We start from the raw sequence: 20,138 nt of genomic DNA, 5'->3' as shown, positions 1-20,138 counted from the left end.
AGTGACGTACGCGATGCCCTGAGACGCCGCCCACTCCTTCAAATTCACCCGATCACCATAGCACACAAAAGGACACTAGAGACCACCGAGTCGCGAGCAGTTGTTGACCCCACCGGAGACATCACGCTCACTGACCGTGGCTGGCCCTGGGAACGCACCCTTCGCCCGGTCGTCCTGGCGCTGGCCGGCCTGGCCCTGCTCGCCGGTGGGCTGGTCGTCCAGCGGCGCTGGGCACGCCGGCCGGCGCAAATGGACGCCCATCGCGCTCCGGCCGCCGCGTGACGAACGGTGGGTGTTGGCTGGGCGAAGCAGGGTGACGGGGCGGTCAGGTTAGTGGGGGCGACTGAGTGAGGGGACCTTCCGTCGCGCAATTTGCACCACTCACCGCATTGTGTGGGCCGCTCACAGTTCGAACGGCATAGATGGGAGCCGCGTGATGACGCCGGGGAGAAGGATGCGCGATACCGCCTGACGTATCCGATGCAGCAGGTCAAGGAGGAACAGCATGCCCCCCACTGCGGATTTTCCGGCCAATGACCTCACGGAGCCGGACCAGCCGGATGCTGGCGCCCCCACCGGCTCGCGATTCACCCCGTCTCGCCGAACCGTCCTCAAGGCTGGTGCGGGTGCCGTACTGGCAGCGGCTTTCACTCAAGCGGCTGCGCCGGGTGCCCGTGCCGGCAGCCCCCATCCGGGCGGCGACACCCGCGTCGACACCGGGACCGACTTCGCTGTCGCACCGTCCCCGGACGGGCGCATGCTCGCGTTCGACATGCTCGGCGTGCTGTGGGTCGTCTCCGCCTCCGGCGGCACCGCGCGCCGCCTGACGTCGGACCTGTACGACATCGCCCAGCCGGACTGGTCCCCCGACGGGTCCACGATCGTGTTCCAGTCGTACCGGGATGGAGTGTTCAACCTGTGGGCGATCCATCCCGACGGGTCAGGCATCACCCAACTGACGAAGGGCCCGTTCGACCACCGCGAACCGAGGTACAGCCCCGACGGGCGTCGCATCGCCTACTCGTCCGACGAGGGCGGCTCGTACGGCATCCATGTGCTCGACCTCGCCACCGGCTCCACCCGGGCCCTGGCCGAGACTGCGGCCGAGGAGTACGAGCCGGCTTGGTCACCGGACGGGTCTCGCATCGCATTCGTCGTAGCGGACACCCGCATCGACGTCGTCGAGGTCGCCACCGGCGCCCGCACCACCGCGGTCACCGTACCGGCCGGGCAGGTGCTCCACCAGCCGTCGTTCCTGCCGAACGGAACCGACATCGCCTACCACCTGCTCAATGCGGGCCGCAACGAGTTGGCCTCGACGGCAGGCACCTTGGTCACCGGTGAGGAGGTGTTCCCTTTCCGGGCCAGGTTCACGGCCGACGGCCGGTACCACTACAGCTCGGCCGGCCAGATCCGCACGCGTCGCCTCGGCTCGGCCACCGCCGGGACCGTCGGATTCACCGCAGCGCTGACAGCCACGGTCGCGAGCTACCGCAAGGCCACCCGGGTGTTCGACGCACCCGGCGCCTTTCCTGTCATTGGCATCGGTTCCCCGGCGGTGTCCCCGGACGGGACCATGGTCGCGTTCCGCGCCCTGAACGACATCTACCTGATGCGGGTCGGGGAGAAGCCGGTACCCCTGTTCGGGGACCGCTGGTGGAAGGCCGACCCGGACTTCTCGCCGGATGGTCAGCGGTTGGCCTATGTCAGCGACCGGACCGGCACTTTGAACATCTGGGTCCGGGACCTGAGCTCCGGGGTCGACCGGCAGCTGACCTTCCTGACCGAGTCCGCGGCCCTTTCGGTGCGGTGGTCGCCAAGCGGTGAGGAGATCGCCTATCTCGACCAGGATGGCGCTCTGTGGGTACTGGACGTGTCGACCGGAGACGTGCAGCAGGTCTTCGGCGCGACGTTCGAGCCGGGCCGGCCCACGTGGTCCCCGGACGGGAGGATGATCGCCCTGGCGGCCGTCGTGCCCTACTCGCGCCGCTACCGGGAGGGCCTGTCGAAGATCCTCGTGGTCGACCGCGGCACCGGCGCCGGCAGGTACGTCGACCCCGCCCCGCACCGCTCGCTGCAGACCCGCGGTGACGACGGGCCCGTCTGGTCCCCGGACGGGACGATGCTCGCATTCGCGATGGAGTCGCTGATCTGGGTGCTCCCGGTCGACCGGAGCGGACGCCCGACCGGGCCGGCACGCCAGGTCACGAGGGAATTGTCCGACGCACCCATCTGGGCGGGTGGCTCGTCCACGCTCATGTACCTGTCGGGCGGTCAGCTGAAGACGGTCCGGGTCGACGGCGGGGCCAGCCGGACGATCCCGGTCCAGCTGCGCTGGCGCAACGACCCCGGCCCGGACCAGGTCGTGATCCACGCAGGCCGGATGTGGGACGGGTCGTCCGCGACAGTGGCCCGCGATGTCGACATCATCGTGCGGGGCCAGCGGATCGTTGCGGTGGAACCGCACCGCGAGGGCCGCAGCGGCAGCCTCGTCGACGCCAGCGACCGGTTCGTCATGCCCGGACTGATCGACATCCACCACCACCGCGAGATGCAGGGCTACGCGTACGGGTCGCGGCAGGGGTCGCTGTGGCTCGCGCTCGGCATCACCACGACCCGCTCACCCGGCTCCCCGGCCTACCACATGGTCGAGGAACGCGAATCGGTGCAGTCCGGCGCCCGGCTGGCGCCGCGCTATCTGGCCACCGGCGAGGCCGTGGACGGCCCTCGCATCTACTACAACTTCATGCGCCCGACATTCACCCACGCCCAACTGGCGCTCGAGCTGGAACGGGCGGCCAAGCTCGACTACGACCTGATGAAGTGCTACGTGCGGCTACCGGTCGTGTGGCACAAGGAGGTCATCCAGTGGGCGCACCGGCAGGGCAAGCCGGTCACGTCGCACTACCACTACCCGGCGATCGCCATGGGCGGCGACGGAACGGAGCACGTCGGCGCGACGAACCGGTTCGGCTACTCCCGGACCGTCACGAACGTCGGGTCGGCGTACTCCGACGTTATCGCCATGTTCAACGCGTCGAAGATGGCCCGCACTCCAACTCTGTTCGTGTCGTCGACCCTGTACCGGGAGGACACCTCTCTCGTCACCGACGAACGAGTCCGGCGACTCTACCCGAACTGGCGGATGGAGAAGCTGCACGCGTCGGTCAGCTCTGCGCAGACGACGGACCAGACCGCCACCCGGCAGAACCTTGCCAACCAAGTCGCGCAGCTGGTCGAGATGGTCCGTGGCGGCGGCGTCGTCACCGCCGGGACCGACGCCCCGATCGATCACCTGGCCATCAGCCTGCACATGAACATGCGGGCCATGGTGAAGTACGGGCTCACGCCGCTGGAGACGCTGACCAGCGCAACGTCGACGTCGGGGGATTTCCTCGGGCAGCCGCTCGGCCGAATCGGCAAGGGCATGCTGGCGGACCTGGCCATCGTCGACGGCGACCCGCTGACTCGGATCGAGGATGCCGCGAACGTCACCGCGGTCGTCGTGGGTGGACGGCATCACACCGTCGCAGACCTGATCGCCCCCTACCCGACCTCCACGACGACCAATCAGCGGATACCGACGGCATCAGCGCCCAGAGGCAAGGTTAGGCAGCGCGTGCCCGCACACGCCAGCACGGCCGCGTACTGGTGGAACGCTCCGGAGGAGCTCGAACGGGCCCGAGTCTCCTGCAACCACGACCACTAGACCGAGCCGCTTTATGGAACCGCGTCCCGGATCGGCCCGGGGCGCGGTTCCGTCACGCATCCCGGAAGACCCTGCTGCGGCCGCTTGTCGGCAGGCGAGAACCGCTCATCGCCCAGTGGGAGCCGTTCATCTCAATTGCAATACCGGACGTCGGTGCGTTACCGCGAAGGCATTTAGCGTGGCTTATGCGTTGGCAATCAGACCAACGGCCGGCGATCCCGGCGCCTGACTGCCGAAAGCATGGTCCCTGCTCGACCGGTCGCCTCGGGACCCTTCCTGCCCGGCCAAGCGCCGTGATGCAGAACTCACTGAGGGAGTTATTCCTGATGAAGCAGCCACGCATGCCCTTCGTCACCACCGGGCTCGCCATCGCCACCGGCCTGGCAACGGTCACCGCCCTCGTCGGGCCAGTCGCCGCCGAGCCGAACTCCGAAGCCTCCACACGGGCGACTTCGGTCACCACCGATCAGGTCGTCACCTGGGGCGCCAGCGCGGACCGGGTCGGCGGGTCGTTCACCGACCAGACGGTCCGCAACATCATCCATACCAGCATCGGTGGCAGCAACCTGCGCGTTTCACTGTCGAATGTGTTCGGTGACCGCATCGTGACCTTCGACTCCGTCTACGTCGGCGTTCAAAGCGAGGATGCCGGGGTCGTACCGGGCACCAACCGGCAAGTCACCTTCGCCGGCAGCAAGACGGTGACCGTTCCGAACGGCGCGGAGGTCCTCAGCGACCCGCTTCCAGGCGACGTGCCTGGCGACACCAATCTCGCGGTCAGCATCCACGTCACGGGCGCCAGCGGCAGCCTGACAGGGCACAACCTGGGCATGCAAACCAACTACATCTCCGGGGCTGGTGATCACACCGCGGACACCGATGGCGCGGCCTTCACACAGCAAGCGACGCGCTGGTACTGGGTCGATGCGCTGGTCATCGACACGCCGCAGCAGGTCGACACGGTGGCCACGCTCGGCGACTCCATCACCGACGGCTACGGGTCCACCCGCGACGCCAACCACCGGTGGCCGGACTACCTCGCCCGTCGCATCGCGGAACAGCCCCCGGCGCACCAGTTCGGCGTCATGAACGAAGGCATCTCCGGCAACAGGGTTCTCACCGACGGCGCCGGGGTGAATGTCCAGGCCAGATTCGACCGAGACGTGCTTTCTCAGCCCGACGTACGCACCGTCATCCTCATGGAGGGCATCAACGACATCGGCGGCGGGGTCGCGACGTCGGCCGACCAGCTGATCTCGGCCTACCGGATCCTGATCGCCCGCGCCCACGCCAACCACACCTGCATCCTCGGCGCCACGCTGACCCCATTCGAGGGCGCCGGCTACTACAGCCCCGCCAAGGAAGTCATCCGCGAGCAGGTCAACACCTGGATCCGGACCAGCGGCGAGTTCGACCGGGTCATCGACTTTGACCAGGTCACTCGCGACCCCGCGAACCCCAGGCGGTTCCTGCCGGCCTACGACGTCGGCGACCACCTGCACCCCAGCGACGCCGGCTACCAGGCGATGGCCAACGCCGTCGACCTCAGCCAACTCGAGTGCAACCGATAGCAACCCCAGCCCCCTAACTCGGCGATTCTTCGCACCCCACCCCTACCAGCGCTGCGGGAGACCGTCGTAGGGCCCGCGCCACGCCGGCGCGGGCCCTACGAACAGCCCTGGGGCATGACTGCTCCACTCCCCCGCAGTCTCGCGGCGGTCCGTGCAGATCAGCAGCGCTCACCGCCCGTCCTCGGCGGCGGTTCAACCGGCCGGCCATGAGGGCGCGCGCCAAGTGGATCTTCCGGTTCCCCGCGTAGTGCGGCGGGCCACCCATTTTTGATCAGGCCGCGGACTATTGCCCTCCACCAGCTCAGGGACTAGCCTTCCGCCAAAGCGCTTTGCCAAAGCGCTTTGGCAACCGAAAGGACCTTGAGTTGGCTTCGATCGCGGAGGTGGCGGCGCGCGCAGGGGTTAGCCCCACGACGGTGTCGCACGCACTGAGCGGCAAGCGGCGAGTCAGTCCCGCCGTCAAGGAACGCGTCGCCGCGGCCATGGCTGAGCTCGGTTATGTGCCGAGTCGATCGGCGCAGAGCCTTGCTCTGGGTGTGACGCGCGTGATCGCCCTAGTGGTTCCGGACATTTCGATCGGCTACTTCGCCGAGCTCGCTCGAGGCGTCGAGGCCGCGGCGGTGCGACGTGGGTACAACGTCATCCTGTGCACCACCGGATTCGACTCGGCCAACGAGTTGCACTACCTCCAGATGGTCCACTCGCGCGCCGTCGACGGGATCGTGTACGCGGCAGGCGCGCCTCCAACGGACCAGGAGCTGTCGGATCTGCTCGGCGCGATGCCTCTGGTCTTCGTCGACGAGGAGATCGAGGGAACCAGGCTCAAGTCCGTGATCTCGGACAACGAGGCGGGTGGCCGGCTGGCAGCCGAGCACCTCCTCGGGCTGGGGCACCGTAATGTCCTCATCCTCGGCGCCGAGGGAGAGCCGTTCTCGAGCTCACGCCGTATCGCGGCGTTTCAGCGGCGGTGGGAGGACGGTGGCGGCACCGTTGTCGCTACCGCATGGGGCCGGTTCACGGAATCCAGCGGCGCACTCGCCGTGGCGCCCCACGTCGCGTCGTTCCGGGCCGGCGACGTCACCGCGGTGTTCGCGATCAACGACTTGATGGCGATCGGCGCGTTGTATGAGCTGAGGCGGGCCGGTGTGCGGGTGCCGGAAGACATTTCGGTCGTCGGCTTCGACGACGTCATGGCGGCACAGTACTGCTTCCCGTCGCTGACAACCGTGCGGCAGGACGTCCCCGCCCTTGGACAGGTCTCCACCGACGCCCTGATCGACGCCCTGGAAGGCGTGGCGGAGCTTGATGGCGAGCAGCTCAAGCTGCCCGTCGGGCTTGTGGTGCGGGACTCGACCGGCCCGGTGAAGGTGGGCCGGCGATGAGCATGCCCATTCGTGGGTGGCAGGCCCACCGCACGCCGCAGGGGGACGGGCGCTATGCGGTGTTCTTCGGTGACGTCGCCATGGACGAGTACTTCCGGGCACCACACTTCCCGGTCGCCGGTGACAAGATCATTGTCCGTCCCCTCGAACCACAGTTCGGCGGGATGGTCGCCAACTCGGCGGCGATCTTCGCCAACTACGGCGTGCCCACTTCCTTCATGTCCCAGCTCAACCCCGGCGAGCTGACCCAGCGGTTGCTCTCTCAGCTGGAAAAGGTGGGGCTCGACACCCGATTCGTCATCCTTGACAAGGAAGTGCCCGACTCGCGGTGCATCATCCTGCTGGCGGACGACCAGCACATCGTCCTGATCCCCACCCTGGGCATCACGCACACCGAGATCACGCCAGCGGCGTTCGACCACATGGCCGGAGCTGCGTACCTGGTCACGACGGTGACCGATGCGACCCCGTTCCGGATGGGAGAGCTGGGGGCCAGCGAGGTCCTCGCCGGTGTCCGCGCAGGCGGAACGAAGATCGTCATGGACCTCGACGTCTACAACCTCGAGAACCATCCGTCGCCCCTGATCGACCACTGCGACATCATCTTCATGAACGCGATCGGCTACCAGCGGTTCTCCGGCTGTGGTCAGAGCATCCAAGCGCTACTCGACCGCGGCGCCCTCGCGGTCATCGTCACCAACGACAGTGACGGATGCCGGGTCTTCACCGACGGCGACCAGTTCAGCGTCGCCGGCCACCGGGTTGATGTCGTCGACGTGACCGGCGCGGGGGACACCTTCACGAGCTCCTTCCTCTACTCCTACCTGGTTTCGGATGACCTCCGGTACGCAGCGGAGTTCGCCAATGCCGCGGCCGCCCTGTCCGTCGGAAAGGTCGGGGCTCGCGGAGGAATGCTCGACGAGGCGACAGTCCTCGACTTCATGGCTCGCAGCGGCCGCCTTTCATCAGTCCACCAACCCTCCCCCACCTGACAGAGGAGTCCTCGTGTCGACGCAGTCATTGATCTCCCGCTACGGGCGGCTGACCATCTTCATGATTCCCATCGGAATCGCGATCAACTTCGTGGGCGGACAGCTTGCGCTCCTGTTGAAGCTGCCCGTCTACCTCGACAGCATCGGCACGATCCTGGTGGGAGCGCTGTGCGGCGGCATCCCCGGAGCGCTTGTCGGCCTCGTCTCCAACGGAATCAACTCCATCACGTCTCCGCCGACCCTCGCCTTCGGCGTTCTCAATGTCATGTTCGGCCTGCTGGCCGGGTGGCTCGGGCGACGGGGCGTCTTCACCGTGCTGTGGAAGACTGTGGCGAGCGCGGTCCCCTTCGCGCTCATCGGGGGCTTTCTCGGGGCACTCATCACCCTGTGGGTCTTCGGCGGCCTGGCCGTAGGCGGCGGAGCCCTCGTGGTCGGCGCGCTCATGGCCGCCGGACTGGACGTCACGACGGCAAACTTCGTGGCCCAGGTGCCGATGGACTTCCTCGACAAGGTGCCCACGGTGCTGGCGGTCTACGTGGTCCTGAGGGGCATCCCTCGGCGCATCTTCGCCAAGCTGCCGCTCGGCGAGGTGTACCTGCGAGCCAAGGGAGTCACACCAGCGCCGATCCTTACCGCCGCGCGGCCGACTCCCGGCGGTCCGTTGTGAACGCGCTGTCACCGACAGGCGCCGGCGCCACCTCGGGCGGGACCTTTGACGGCGTGGTGTCGCACGGCAACCGGATTCGGGACATGCACCCCTTGAACGTGGCCGTGGTGTTGGCGTCCATCAGTCTGCTGGCCCTGGTGACACCCCGTCCCGTCGGCCTCGTGTCCGGGTGCGCGGCATTTCTCGGTGTCGCCGTGGCCGCCGGCGTGGGCGGTTCCTTCGCCAAGCTCTACGCAAAGCTCCTGGTGGGTGTGGGCCTGGTGCTCTTCGTGCTCCGTGCCGCGTTCGTCCACGGCAACCACGTGCTCTTCGAGCTGGGACCGCTGGCACCGACCTCCGAGGGAGTCCGTGAGGGCCTGAACTTCGCCCTGGCGGTCATGGTGCTGTGCGGGGCGCTGACGCTGTACTTCGCCCTCGTCCCGATGAAGACGTTGATGCTGGCCCTGGAGTTGAAGGGAATGCCGCCGCAGGCGACCTACATCCTGCTCGCGTCCTTCCAGGCCATCACCGATCTGGGCCGAAGCGCTCGCACCGTGATGGACGCGCAGAAGTCCCGGGGCATCGAGACCGAGGGAAACCTCTGGGTGCGCGCCAGGGCTTTCGTTCCCATCCTGGCACCGGTGTTCATCATGGCCCTCAACCAGACGGAGGAACGCGCCATCGCGCTCGACGCACGCGCGTTCAACTCGGGCATTCCGCATACCCATGTCCTCCAGTTGAGGCCGGCTCCCGCTTGGGAGCGGGCCGCGACGGCGCTCGCGGCCGCCGGATGTCTCGCAACGATTGGAGCACTACTCCTGTGGACCTAGCGACCCTGCGTGACGTTACCTTCACCTACGCGTATGCCGAGGTGCCGGCTCTCGACGGCGTCACCCTGCAGCTTCAGCGTGGCCAGCTCTACGGGGTCGTCGGGATCAACGGCAGCGGGAAGAGCACCTTGTGCAGCCTGTTGCGCGGCCTCATTCCGCACTTCCACCAGGGCACACTCGAGGGAAAGGTGGAGATTCTCGGCAAAGACCTGGGCGAGTGGGATGCCGCAGAGCTGTCCAGGACCATCGGGTGCGTCTTCGACAACCCCTTCACCCAGATCAGCGGCATCAAGGACACCGTTTTCGAGGAGATCGCCTTCGGCCTCGAGAACCTGGGCATCAGCCGCAGCGAGATGTTCGCCCGCGTCACATCTGTCGGTGAGCAGATGGGCATCACCGCACTCCTGCGGAAGAACCCCAACGAGCTGTCGGGCGGGCAGCGCCAGAAGGTCGCCTTCGCGTCGATCATCGCCATGGACTCCGAGGTGCTCGTCATCGACGAGCCGACGTCCCAGCTGGATCCGCAGTCATCGCAAGCAGTCTTCGAGATCATCGCCGATCTCAAGGCCCGCGGGAAGTCCATCGTGCTCGTCGAACACAAGATGGACCTGATGGCTCAGTTCGCCGACCGGCTCGTCGTGATGCGTTCCGGACAGGTCATCGCCGAAGGCCTCACAGCACAGGTGCTCGCCTCCCCCGCGATGGACGCCGCGGACGTACCACGCCCCGAGGTGACCGACCTCGCCTTCGCCCTGGAGGCGGCCGGTAAGGGTCTGGGAAGCATTCCGGTGACACGTCGGGAAGCGGAGGCGGCGATCGCCGCAAGGATGAGAGGTAGCCGGGTCCATGCCGATCGCATTGCATGACGTCCACTACGCGTACCCGGACGGCACCCCGGCAGTGCAGGGTGTCGACCTCACCCTCGAGCGGGGAGAACGGCTGGCCATCGTCGGCCAGAACGGCGCCGGCAAGACCACCACCGTCAAACTCATGAACGGCCTGCTCAGGCCGACTCGGGGCACCGTCACCGTAGACGGACTGTCGACGGCGACCAGGACGACGGCTCAGGTCGCCAGGCAGGTCGGCTACGTCTTCCAGAATCCCGACGACCAGGTCTTCGCCGGCGATGTCGAGGCCGAGCTCACGTTGATGCCGCGGTACCTACGCTGGGACGCCGCCCGCACCGCCGAGCGGGTCGCGCGAGCGGTCGAGCTGACCGGGATCGGTCGCTACGTCGGCAGCAATCCCAACGATCTGCCCTTCCCGGTCAAGAAGTTCGTGGCCATCGCCGCCATCCTGGTAGGAACCTGCGACTACGTGATCCTCGACGAACCGACGGCGGGACTCGACCGGCCAGGGACGCGGCAGCTGGCGACGATGCTGGACCGGCTGCAGGACGACGGCATCGCGGTCGTGACCATCACGCACGACATGCGCTTCGTCGCCGACGCCTTCCCCCGCGTCGTGGCCATGGCCGACGGCACCGTCATCGCCGATGGATCCGCCGCTGACGTGTTCGCCGACGACGACGTGCTGATTCGTTCGCAGCTTCAGCGCCTCGAAGTGGCCCAGCTCGCCCGCAACCTCAATCTGACCGACCGGGCCACCCGAATCGCCGACGTGCTGCCCCTGATCCCCTGACCACCCCAACGACCAGGCGGTACACGCCTTCAAAGGAGATGCCCGCATGTCACAGCGCACCTTCCTCGATGAGTTCGACAGCCAGATCCCCGTCCTCGCCATGCTCCACCTGACCGGCGACACACCAGCACAGAAGCTGGAGCTCGCCAAGCAAGAGATCGACGTCTTGTGGTCCGAGGGCGTAGACGCAGTAATCGTCGAGAACTACTTCGGCGACGTCGACGACGTGGTGAGCGTGTGCGGCTACCTCAGCGACTCCGCACCTGAGATCCGCTTCGGGATCAACATCCTGCGCCAGGACTGGACGGCGTTCGAGATGGCGCGTGAGTTCCACGCGCTCTTCATCCAGATGGACTCGGTGGCCGGGCATCTGGCCCCAGGCGATGACCCGGCCTTCGCGTCGCGCCTCAACGACGAGCGGGCGAAGACGGCAAGCCACCTGCTCGGAGGCGTCCGGTTCAAGTACCAGCCGTACCTGTCCGGCCGATCCCTCGGGGAGGACCTCACCCTGGCCAGGTCGCGATGTGACGCAGTTGTCGTGACCGGCGACGGCACCGGGATGGAGACCCCGCCGGGCAAGATCGAGGAGTTCCGGCGTCTCCTCGGCGGCGGCTTCCCCCTCGTCGTCGGGGCCGGTGTCACGCCGGCGAACTGCAAAACCCAACTTGCCCACGCGGACGCGGTCATCGTCGGCAGCTACCTCAAGGACACGTACACCGACACCGGCCACGTCGACCGCGGCCACGTCCGCGAGTTCGTCCGCGCCATCCGGGACGTGCAACCCCGGCGTTCGCTGACCCGAGTGGCGAACGATGCCTGACCGCGTCAACCCAGCGATGCCGGCCAGCGGCGCGAGGGCACGGGGTCTCCCCGACGACCCCCCTGACGAGCTCGTCGAAGCCCAGCTACTGGCCATCCGGGCGGCCGAGGCCGTCACCGCGTCCGTGCGGCCGGGCGAGTCGGAGGCGGTCGTCCACGCCCGCGCGGGAGAGATCCTCCGCGACCTGGGCGCCACCGGCGTCTGGAGCCCCACCACCGTGGGCTTCGGCGCCGGGACGCTCAGCTGCTTTCCCACCGACACCCCGGGCGACCGGGTCCTGTGGAATCTCGACCTCGGTATCATCGACGTCCATCCGATCACCCCGAGCGGTGGGTGGGGGGACTGCACGCGCACGTTGCAGCACGGCGCGAATCCCGCCCAGCGAGCAGCACTCCAAGCGGTGGAGAAAATCCACTCGGCGGTGCTGGCCGCCGCCACACCGGGCATGCGCGCCTGCGACCTCTTCGAGGTGTTCCGACAGGAGCTCGCCAGGACGCCCTACGTCCTGCTGGATCGCCTGTCTAACATCGGCCACTCACTCGGCGCCGGCACCTCGTACGACGACGGTTACCTCGACGAGTGGAACACCACCGTGATGCGGGGGGCGTGGGCCGTCGAGCCCTTCATCGGCAACCACCTCTACGGGGTCAAGCGGGAGGACGTGATCTGGTTCGGCAACACCAATTGTCAGGTGATCTCCCTCTGACAGCCCGACTCGGGAAAGCCGCGGTCCGTGACCCGGCGCTGCCACCACGGCGCGCTCGATCCGGGGCTGTCCTGCCCCTGCCGGGATATCAGTTCCGGAGCAGAAGCTCGAGAACATCCGGATCGATCTCGCCGTGCACTCTTAGTCTGGCCACCCCACCGTCCGGAATGACGTCGAGTCGTACCTGGCTGACGGCCGTCGTCTCCTCGATGACGAAGAAGTGGCGTGTGTCCGGCTGCAACCGGGTCCGGGGCACGAGGACAACGTCGTCGTCGCCGGTGAGGCTGGCCCAGCCGGGAGCGTTGCCGACGAAGTACGACGTGTCGATCTCCACCCTGCGCACCCTCCCCCGTGCGGCAAGGCGGACGGTGACGTGTTCGTTGCCGGCGTCGCGACGGCGTGCGTTCTCCCAGCCGTCGCCCATGATCCGAGCGCGGCCGGGCAGCAGCAGGCTGTTCGGCGACGAGTAGAACGCGTTCGAGCAGTCGATCACCTGGCCACCGTTCTCCAACGCCGCGAGGTCGATCGTGCCGGCCAGCAGTCGTGGGTCGGGTCGGGGCATGCCGTGGACCCGGAACCGGGCGACGCCGCCGTCCGGGTAGATCGAGAGCCGCACATGGGTGTAGCGACGTTCATCGGCGATCTCGAAGAAGTTGTCCGCGTCACCACGGAGCTCTGACTTTGCGACGAGCGGCGTCCAGTCCGCCTTCTCGAGCTCCTCTGGTGACGGGTAGCCGCCGATACTCGCGCCCTCGACGGAGGCGTACGGGGGGTAGTTGCCCGTGAACCACGACGTGTCGATCACGACTCCGCACAGGATGCCGGGCACGCCGAGCCGAATGATCGCGAAGTCGTAGCCAGGCTCACGGCGCCGCCGGGTCTCCCACCCGTCGTACACCTTGCCCTTGTGGCCGAACGCCTCTGCGGAGAAGATCGCGGGCTCCGGCTTGATGAGGTTCTCGCGCTCGGCGAAGAGCTCGTCGTTGGCGTACACCACGCTGCCGGCGAGGACCCGCGAGGCAAGGTCCGGGTAAGTCGTGAACGAAGGTCGCTTCGTCATGCTGTTCCTTTCCTCAGAAACCGGCCCGGTGGCTCAGCGCCAAGGTCGATGCGTTCGCCACGCAACCAGGTGCTGCGGACCACGCCGACCAGTTCACGCCCGTCGTACGGGGTGACCGCGTTCTTGTGGTGAAGCCGCGCCACCTCGACGGTGAAGGGCTGCTCCGGGGCGACGACGCAGAAGTCAGCGTCGTTGCCGACCGCGATGCCGCCCTTGTGTCGCATCCCGGCCATCCGCGCCGGGGTGTGTGCCATCCACCGGACGACGTCCGTGAGGTCGAACCCTCGTGCCCAAGCCTCGGTCCACACGATGGAGAGACCGAGTTGGAGTGAGGAAATGCCGCCCCAGGCGGCGTCGAAGTCGCCGGAGCCCATCGACTTGAGCTCAGCCGTCGACGGGGAATGGTCCGAGACGACGAGGTCGATCACTCCGTCCCGCAGTGCCTGCCACAGTGCGTCCCGGTTCGCGCCCTCGCGGATGGGCGGGCAGCATTTGAACTGCGTGGCGCCGTCCCCGATGTGTTCGGCGTCGAACGACAGGTAGTGCGGGCAGGTCTCGACCGTGACACGAACGCCGTCCGCGCGGGCCTGCCGCAGCAGTGGCACCGCGTCGGAGCTCGACAGATGCAGGATGTGCACCCGGCAGCCAGTCGCCTGCGACAGGGCCAGCACCTCGGCGATGGCGTGGTCCTCCGCGGACCGGGGGCGGGACGCCAGGAAGTCGGCGTACTTCCGGCTCGCCGGGGCCGGCGCGATCCGGTCGGCGTCCTCGGCGTGCACGACGAGCAGGCCGTCGTACGGGGCGAGCTCGCGCATGACCTGCTCGACCTCGACGAGCCGAAGGTGCGGGAATTCCTCGACACCGGAGTCGACCAGGAAACACTTGAACCCGAACACCCCCTCGTCATGCAGCCGACGGAGGCCTGGGAGGTTCCCGGGCACGGCTCCGCCCCAGAAGCCGACGTCGACGAAGCACTGTCCCGCCGCGGCCTTGCGTTTGAGCTCGAGGGCCACCACGTCGATGGTCGGAGGGATGCTGTTCAGCGGCATGTCGACGATGGTCGTCACTCCGCCGGCGGCGGCCGCCCGGGTCGCGCTGGCAAATCCCTCCCACTCCGTCCGCCCCGGTTCGTTGACGTGCACGTGGGTGTCCACGAGACCGGGCAGCAGCACCTCGTCAGTGCCGAGCCGCACCACGCGGGGCGCCTCGAGATCCGGCTCGACCGCGGCGATCACGCCGTCCTTCACCCCGACGTCGACGGTGCGCTCACCGTCGGGCGTGACGACGCGCGCGGCCTTGAACACCGTGTCCAGCATCAGCGCCACGGCAGGCCTCCTTCGCGTCGGGCGAGTCGGTGCAGAACGCTGCGATCGATGCCGAGTTCGGCCTCATCCGTCGCCCCGCACTCCACTCCGCGTAGGAGGAAGCCAGCCAGGGCCGCGGCGGTCGCCGGCTCGTCGAGGTAGGCCGTCCGCTCGCCGTACACGTAGGCCCGCGCCCGCTCGGCAGCCGTGGTCAACCCCTGACGGAAGAAGGCGTACGTGGCGAGATACCGGCTCGGCAACCGCGCGGGATGCCGGGCCCAGCCCTGGTAGAAGCCGCGTTCGAGCGACCGCCGCACCAGTCGGGCGTGCACCCGCCACGCCTGCTCCGCGTGGTCACCGACCGGCAGCATGTTGGTGGAGCCGTCGGAGACGACGACGCCCGTCCCGGCGGCGACCGCCTGCATCACCGCCTTCGCGTGGTCGGCCACCGGGTGCTCCATGCTCTGGTACGCCGCGGCGATGCCGCAGGCGGCCGAGTAGTCGTACGTGCCGTAGTGGAGCCCGGCGCATCGGCCTTCCGACGCGTGCACCATCCGCGCCAGCAGGACGCTGCCATCGGCGCCGACGATGGCCTGAGGGGTCTCGACCTGGAGCTCGAAGCGGAGGCGCCCGGCTCCGTATTCGTGCTCCAGCCGGGCGCAGGCGAACGCCATCGCTTCCACCTGGTCGACCGAGGTAACCTTCGGGATCGTCACCACGAACCCGCCGCCGACGTCCCCGATCTCGGCGAGAAACAGGTCGAGCGTACGCAGGCCACGCGCCCGGGTCGCCGCCTCGAACGCCTTGACCCGGATCCCGTAGAAGGGCGGCCGGGCGCCGGAGCGTAACGACCTGGCCGCATCGCGTACGGCTTGATCCTCCTCTTCGTCGGACCGGATGCCGTAGCCGTCCTCGAAGTCGATGCGCAGGTCCTCGATCGGCTCCGCGGCGAGCTTGGCGCGCACGCGTTCGCGCACGTCATCGTCCGCCGAGAGCGCGTCGGCGCATTCGTCGAGCACCGCCAGCGCCTCCCGGCCGAACGACTCGACCGTGTGGGCACCGAACTTGTCGGCGGGCACGTACAGCGTGTGCACCGGTTGCCGCACCCCGCGCTCGCCGGGGTAGTGCGCTGCGAGCTCGGCGTCGGCCTTGGCGAGCCGGGCGTCGAGCTCGCGGTTCAGTCGGTCGAGGAGAGTCACCGGGCGACAACCGCGTTGTAGGCCGGCAGCGTCAGGAAGTCGACATACTCGTCGCTCAACGCGACGTCCTCGAAGATGTCGCGGGCCAGTTGGAACGGGCGCTCGTCGAAGCCGTCGCCGACCTGAGCACGGAGGTTCGCCATCTCGGTGTCGACCACCTCACGCACGAGCTGCGCGGTGACCACCGCGCCGTCGTCGAGCTTCGAGGCGTTGTGCACCCACTGCCAGACCTGCGAACGCGAGATCTCCGCGGTCGCGGCGTCCTCCATGAGGTTGTGGATGCCGACGGCGCCGGTGCCCCGCAGCCAGGACTCGAGGTAGAGGATCGCGACCTCGACGTTCGCGTGCAGACCGCGACGGGTGATCGAGCCGGGTGTCGAGGCGACGTCAAGGAGGTCGTCGGCGGTCACCTGCACGTCGTCGCGCTGCCTGCTGACCTGGTTGGGTTCGCCACCGAGCACGTGGTCGAACGCCTGGACGCAGAGCGGGACCAGGTCCGGGTGGGCGACCCAGGAACCGTCGAACCCCTGGCCGGCTTCCCGGTTCTTGTCGGCCTTGACCTGCTCGAACGCGCGCACGTTGACCTGCTCGTCCCGACGGCTCGGGATGAAGGCGGACATGCCGCCCATCGCGAAGGCGCCCCGCTTGTGGCAGGTCTTCACCAGCAGCTCGGCGTACGCCTTCATGAACGGCGCGGTCATCGCAACCGCGGCCCGGTCGGGAAGCACGAACCGGGGGCCCGAGTCGCGGAAGTACTTGATCACGCTGAACAGGTAGTCCCAGCGGCCGGCGTTGAGCCCCGACGCGTGGTCACGCAGCTCGTAGAGGATCTCCTCCATCTCGAACGCCGCCGGGATGGTCTCGATCAGCACCGTGGCGCGAATGCTGCCGTACGGGACGCCAAGCCGGTCCTGCGCGAAGGTGAACACCTCGTTCCACAGCCTCGCCTCGCGGTGGCTCTCCATCTTCGGCAGGTAGAAGTACGGCCCGCTGCCGCGTTCGAGCAGCTCCTTGGCGTTGTGGAAGAAGTACAGGCCGAAGTCGACGAAGGCACCCGCGACCGGCTCGCCGTCGACGAGCACGTGCTTCTCATCGAGGTGCCAGCCGCGCGGTCGCATCACGATGGTCGCCAGCCGCCGGTCCCCCCGGAGCCGGTACACCTTCCCGTCGGTTGAGGCGAAGCTGATGTTCCTACGGATCGCGTCGTACAGGTTCACCTGCCCGCCGATGACGTTGCTCCAGTGCGGCGTGCTTGCGTCCTCCAGGTCCGCGAGCCACACCCGAGCCCCGGCGTTGAGGGCGTTGATGGTCATCTTCCGGTCGGTCGGACCGGTGATCTCGACGCGCCGGTCGCGCAGGTCCTCGGGGGCCGGGGCGACCTGCCACTGCGCGGCCCGGATGTGGGCGGTGTCGGCGAGGAAGTCCAGCTTGCCGGTGCGGGCCACCTCCGCCCGGCGGATACGCCGAGCGTCGAGCAGCTCGACGCGGCGCGCGCCGAACCGGCGGTGCAGCTCCGCCACGAACTGCAGCGCAGCCGGAACGAGGATCCTGCTGCCGCCCTCGACAACACTTCCCGTCACTTCGATCGACATAACTCCACCTTCTCTGCCTTGGTCTGCGTACCGGTGACGGCGGCCTTCGTCGGACTAACGCTCGGCATGGCCCGCCTCGGCAGCCCGTTCGCGAGTGGATTCCGGGCTATGGCTCAGGTCGGCGTGTGCTCCGGGTGCGGGGTGCCGCCGGAAGACGGGTGGGAACAGCTCGGCGGTGCTGCGGCGGGAGAAGTCGCGCTCGGAGTAGGCCGCTCGCATGCGGGCGAAGAGTCGCTGGGCTCGGCCCTTCATCTCGGCGAGGTCGAATCCCGGAAGTTCGCCGTCCCGGACCACCGTGCGTCCAGCCACCACGGTCATGGCGATGTCGCGCGGAGAGCCGGACATCAGGAAGGTGCGCAACGGATCGTCGAGGACGCCGAGGCGGAAGTCGGTCAGCCGGAGCACGACCAGGTCCGCCTGCGCACCGGGAGCGAGGCGGCCGAGATCCTCGCGCCCCAGTGCCTTCGCCCCGTTGAGAGTCGCGGCCCGGAAATACGCCGCCACGTCGCCGGCGTCGAGGCGGCCGTCGAGCACCTTGTTGAGGTTGGACCCCACGTCCATGGCGCGGAACAGGTCCGGCGGAAAGCTGTCGCTGCCGAGGGTGACGTTGACTCCGGCCCGGCGGAACCTGTCGAAGGTGTCCAGCACCGTGCCGTAACGCAACGAGGTCGAGGGGCAGTGCACGATCGACGCCTCGGCGCGGGCGAGCGCGTCGAGTTCGCTGTCCGAAGGCGAGGATCGCGTTCCGTTGCCCGCGCCATAGGTCGCGTGCGGGACGAGCAGGCGGCAGCCGAGGAGACCGGTGCGTTCGAGGATCTCCATCGGCGTCGCGTCGTACCAGCGGCGGAGCAGTTCGAGTTCGACAAGGCCCTGCATCGAGTGCAGCCGCACCGGCACGTCGTGTTCGCGAGCGAGCTTGGCGGTGGCCTCGAGCAGTGCCAGGGTCATGGTCTCGACCCGGCACGGCAGCAGCACCCCGGTGACCAGGCCGTCCGCCGACGACGCGGCGTACTCCAGGAAGCGCTCGGCGTGCCGCAGGCCGGCAAGCCCCTGCTGGTCGTCCCAGAGGACGTCGCGTCCGCCGTCGTCGCGTACGACGTTGACGCCGGAGCGGTAGCTGGGCCCGACGTAGGTACGGATGCCGAGGGCCTGTGCCGCCTCCGCGATACCGATGGCATCCTCGCAGGTCTCCGCCCAGGAGCTGTGGACCTCTGACGCGATCGGCATGCAGGTCGTGACCCCGTGCAGCAGGAGTTGGGCGAGCGCGTAGCGGCGGATGAAGTTCCGTTCCTCTTGGTCGAACACGTCGCGCCGGCGGTGCCGGAAATAGTCCTCGGACCACTGAAGTCCCCGGCCGGTGTCCGGTGACGCCCAGGAGTCGAGGAGCGCGTGGTCGATGTCGGAGACCGCGTCGAGGTCGATGAGTCCTGGTATCACCAGGGCCTCCCCCATCTCGATCGTGCTGTCCGCCTCGCCTTCCCAGCGCGGACCGACGTACAAGATCTGGGCGCCGTCGTACACGACGGACGCGTCCTCGATCAGAACGTGATCACCCGCGGAGTAGCCGAGCACGTACCGGGCGTGCACCGCCGTTGTCATCTGATCCTCTTTCCCGACCGTCGTCGGCCTCTGGTCAATGCGTTGGGGGGACTCGGCGCCGCAGCGACCGTGGACAGTCAGGCGAGCTTCGCGTCGAGCGCGCCAGCCACCAGCGCTACCGCGGGACCCCAACCGGGGCGGGCCTTGGGGCGCGGCCTGGCGTACGTCGAGATCTTGCTGGTTCGGAGCCCGAGTCGGACCAGACCTTCCGCGAACAGCATCGCCGCGGCCACCGGGTCGACCACGGGGATGCCGAGTTCCTCCTCGATGGAGGTCGCGCGACCGGCGAAGCCCGCGCAGCCGAGCACCAGCGCTTCGGCACCGGCCTCGATCAACTGCCGGCCGCGCTCCACGACGGCCCGGCGCGTCCGGTCCTCATCGGCGTGTACCTCGAGGACGGGAAGTCCCGTCGCCAGCACGCCGACGCAGTGTTCCGCCACGCCCGCCGCCCGCAGGCTGTCCTTGATCTGCACGATCGACCGGCTCAGGGTTGTCACGACGCCGTACCTGGGTGCCAGCATCAACGCCACATGAGCCGCGGCGTCGGTGATGTCCACGACCGGCACTTCCAGGAGTTCGCGGGCGGCCTCCCGGCCGTGCTCGCCGAAGCCGGCGAGGATCACCGCGTCCGTTTCATCGGGCCAGGTGGCGAGCCGTTCGAGCATGGCGGTGGCCGCGATGAAGCTGTCCAGGTATCCCTCGGCGGAAGCCACCCCCCACTCGGGCGAGATGGCGGTGACGGCCGTGCCCGGGCTGGCGGCGGATCTGGCCGACTCCGCGATGGCCGCTGTCATCGACTCGGTCACGTTGCAGTTGAGGATCAGTACCCGGATTGGGTGCGGCACGCCGTCGGTGCCGGCGGGGGTGTGCTGGGTCATCGAGCTGGACCTCGCTGACGGCGCGGTCGGGTGTCAGTGGGGGCCGTGGTCATGTCGTTCTCCTTGTTGCTGATGGCTCTGTCAGTGCGCAAAGCCGCGTGGCTGGTCGAGCGGCCGCCCCAGTCGGCGATCGGGGAGGGTGGAGGCGTCCGCATGAGCCTGACCACCAGCCCGATGGGCCGTCTACGCCGTCACCAACCTCACCGCCG

17 protein-coding genes are annotated in these 20,138 nt (G+C 68.2%); 11 read left to right on the top strand and 6 right to left on the bottom strand.

The annotated features are described in order from the left end of the window. The 11 genes from FXF52_RS42530 to FXF52_RS25335 all read left to right on the top strand — a co-directional run. A partial coding sequence (locus FXF52_RS42530) for a hypothetical protein (protein ID WP_222870662.1) occupies positions 1 to 282 on the top strand: 282 nt, incomplete at its 5' end. 475 nt (positions 283 to 757) lie between these two features. Next, a complete protein-coding gene (locus FXF52_RS25380; protein WP_255472327.1) occupies positions 758 to 3,709 on the top strand; it encodes an amidohydrolase family protein in 2,952 nt (983 codons plus the stop codon). Positions 3,710 to 3,894: 185 nt separating this feature from the next. Continuing rightward, entirely contained in the window at positions 3,895 to 5,280 is a 1,386-nt protein-coding gene (locus FXF52_RS25375; RefSeq protein WP_222870661.1) for an SGNH/GDSL hydrolase family protein, read from the top strand. A 365-nt stretch (positions 5,281 to 5,645) separates the two neighbouring features. Next, positions 5,646 to 6,662 (top strand): LacI family DNA-binding transcriptional regulator, encoded by a 1,017-nt coding sequence (locus FXF52_RS25370; RefSeq protein ID WP_148800833.1) that lies wholly within the window; start codon positions 5,646 to 5,648, stop codon positions 6,660 to 6,662. Continuing rightward, positions 6,659 to 7,654, top strand: coding sequence for a carbohydrate kinase family protein (locus FXF52_RS25365; RefSeq protein WP_148800832.1), 996 nt, complete (start codon positions 6,659 to 6,661; stop codon positions 7,652 to 7,654). Before FXF52_RS25370 ends, FXF52_RS25365 begins: the two co-directional genes overlap by 4 nt. A 28-nt stretch (positions 7,655 to 7,682) precedes the next feature. Then, entirely contained in the window at positions 7,683 to 8,321 is a 639-nt protein-coding gene (locus FXF52_RS25360) for an ECF transporter S component (protein WP_148800830.1), read from the top strand. Then, a complete protein-coding gene (locus FXF52_RS25355; protein ID WP_148800828.1) occupies positions 8,318 to 9,130 on the top strand; it encodes an energy-coupling factor transporter transmembrane component T in 813 nt (270 codons plus the stop codon). The genes FXF52_RS25360 and FXF52_RS25355 overlap by 4 nt, the downstream gene beginning before the upstream one ends. Further along, on the top strand, positions 9,121 to 9,996 hold the full coding sequence (locus FXF52_RS25350; protein ID WP_148800826.1) for an energy-coupling factor ABC transporter ATP-binding protein: 876 nt from the start codon (positions 9,121 to 9,123) through the stop codon (positions 9,994 to 9,996). Before FXF52_RS25355 ends, FXF52_RS25350 begins: the two co-directional genes overlap by 10 nt. Further along, positions 9,977 to 10,771, top strand: coding sequence for an energy-coupling factor ABC transporter ATP-binding protein (locus tag FXF52_RS25345; RefSeq protein WP_148800824.1), 795 nt, complete (start codon positions 9,977 to 9,979; stop codon positions 10,769 to 10,771). Before FXF52_RS25350 ends, FXF52_RS25345 begins: the two co-directional genes overlap by 20 nt. A 46-nt stretch (positions 10,772 to 10,817) precedes the next feature. Then, complete coding sequence (locus tag FXF52_RS25340) at positions 10,818 to 11,591, top strand: BtpA/SgcQ family protein (RefSeq protein WP_148800822.1); 774 nt, start codon at positions 10,818 to 10,820, stop codon at positions 11,589 to 11,591. Continuing rightward, a complete protein-coding gene (locus FXF52_RS25335) occupies positions 11,584 to 12,297 on the top strand; it encodes a M24 family metallopeptidase (protein WP_148800820.1) in 714 nt (237 codons plus the stop codon). Before FXF52_RS25340 ends, FXF52_RS25335 begins: the two co-directional genes overlap by 8 nt. Before the next feature lie 88 nt (positions 12,298 to 12,385). Here FXF52_RS25335 and alc read toward each other — a convergent pair whose 3' ends face one another. The 6 genes from alc to FXF52_RS25305 all read right to left on the bottom strand — a co-directional run bounded on the left by alc (position 12,386) and on the right by FXF52_RS25305 (position 19,929). Beyond that, positions 12,386 to 13,357 carry an allantoicase gene (gene alc / locus FXF52_RS25330; RefSeq protein WP_148800817.1) on the bottom strand — a complete coding sequence of 324 codons (972 nt, stop codon included), beginning with the start codon at positions 13,355 to 13,357 and terminating at the stop codon, positions 12,386 to 12,388. Beyond that, positions 13,354 to 14,673: an allantoinase AllB gene (gene allB / locus FXF52_RS25325; RefSeq protein WP_222870665.1), complete on the bottom strand. Its 1,320-nt coding sequence runs from the start codon at positions 14,671 to 14,673 to the stop codon at positions 13,354 to 13,356. The genes alc and allB overlap by 4 nt, the downstream gene beginning before the upstream one ends. Continuing rightward, the gene (locus FXF52_RS25320) at positions 14,673 to 15,860 is read right to left on the bottom strand and encodes an aldolase/citrate lyase family protein (RefSeq protein WP_148800815.1); all 1,188 of its coding nucleotides are present in this window, start codon (positions 15,858 to 15,860) and stop codon (positions 14,673 to 14,675) included. Before FXF52_RS25320 ends, allB begins: the two co-directional genes overlap by 1 nt. Further along, the gene (gene aceB, locus FXF52_RS25315; RefSeq protein ID WP_148800812.1) at positions 15,857 to 17,452 is read right to left on the bottom strand and encodes a malate synthase A; all 1,596 of its coding nucleotides are present in this window, start codon (positions 17,450 to 17,452) and stop codon (positions 15,857 to 15,859) included. The genes FXF52_RS25320 and aceB overlap by 4 nt, the downstream gene beginning before the upstream one ends. A 54-nt stretch (positions 17,453 to 17,506) precedes the next feature. Then, positions 17,507 to 19,051 carry a chlorohydrolase family protein gene (locus tag FXF52_RS25310; protein ID WP_148800810.1) on the bottom strand — a complete coding sequence of 515 codons (1,545 nt, stop codon included), beginning with the start codon at positions 19,049 to 19,051 and terminating at the stop codon, positions 17,507 to 17,509. A gap of 77 nt (positions 19,052 to 19,128) precedes the next feature. Further along, positions 19,129 to 19,929: an aspartate/glutamate racemase family protein gene (locus FXF52_RS25305; RefSeq protein ID WP_222870660.1), complete on the bottom strand. Its 801-nt coding sequence runs from the start codon at positions 19,927 to 19,929 to the stop codon at positions 19,129 to 19,131. Between the last annotated feature and the right edge of the window lie 209 nt (positions 19,930 to 20,138).

Source organism: Micromonospora sp. MP36 (assembly GCF_008119785.1).
Taxonomy (GTDB): Bacteria; Actinomycetota; Actinomycetes; order Mycobacteriales; family Micromonosporaceae; genus Micromonospora.
Note: the sequence above shows the minus strand (reverse complement) of the source record. Positions and strands in the feature narration are given on the sequence as shown.

Coding starts and splice junctions, on each gene's coding strand:
- FXF52_RS25380 (WP_255472327.1), top strand. CDS start 758: ATGCTCGCGTTCGACATGCTCGGCGTGCTGTGGGTCGTCTCCGCCTCC.
- FXF52_RS25375 (WP_222870661.1), top strand. CDS start 3,895: ATGCGTTGGCAATCAGACCAACGGCCGGCGATCCCGGCGCCTGACTGC.
- FXF52_RS25365 (WP_148800832.1), top strand. CDS start 6,659: ATGAGCATGCCCATTCGTGGGTGGCAGGCCCACCGCACGCCGCAGGGG.
- FXF52_RS25345 (WP_148800824.1), top strand. CDS start 9,977: ATGCCGATCGCATTGCATGACGTCCACTACGCGTACCCGGACGGCACC.
- FXF52_RS25340 (WP_148800822.1), top strand. CDS start 10,818: ATGTCACAGCGCACCTTCCTCGATGAGTTCGACAGCCAGATCCCCGTC.
- FXF52_RS25335 (WP_148800820.1), top strand. CDS start 11,584: ATGCCTGACCGCGTCAACCCAGCGATGCCGGCCAGCGGCGCGAGGGCA.
- alc (WP_148800817.1), bottom strand. CDS start 13,357: ATGACGAAGCGACCTTCGTTCACGACTTACCCGGACCTTGCCTCGCGG.
- allB (WP_222870665.1), bottom strand. CDS start 14,673: ATGCTGGACACGGTGTTCAAGGCCGCGCGCGTCGTCACGCCCGACGGT.
- aceB (WP_148800812.1), bottom strand. CDS start 17,452: ATGTCGATCGAAGTGACGGGAAGTGTTGTCGAGGGCGGCAGCAGGATC.
- FXF52_RS25310 (WP_148800810.1), bottom strand. CDS start 19,051: ATGACAACGGCGGTGCACGCCCGGTACGTGCTCGGCTACTCCGCGGGT.
- FXF52_RS25305 (WP_222870660.1), bottom strand. CDS start 19,929: ATGACCCAGCACACCCCCGCCGGCACCGACGGCGTGCCGCACCCAATC.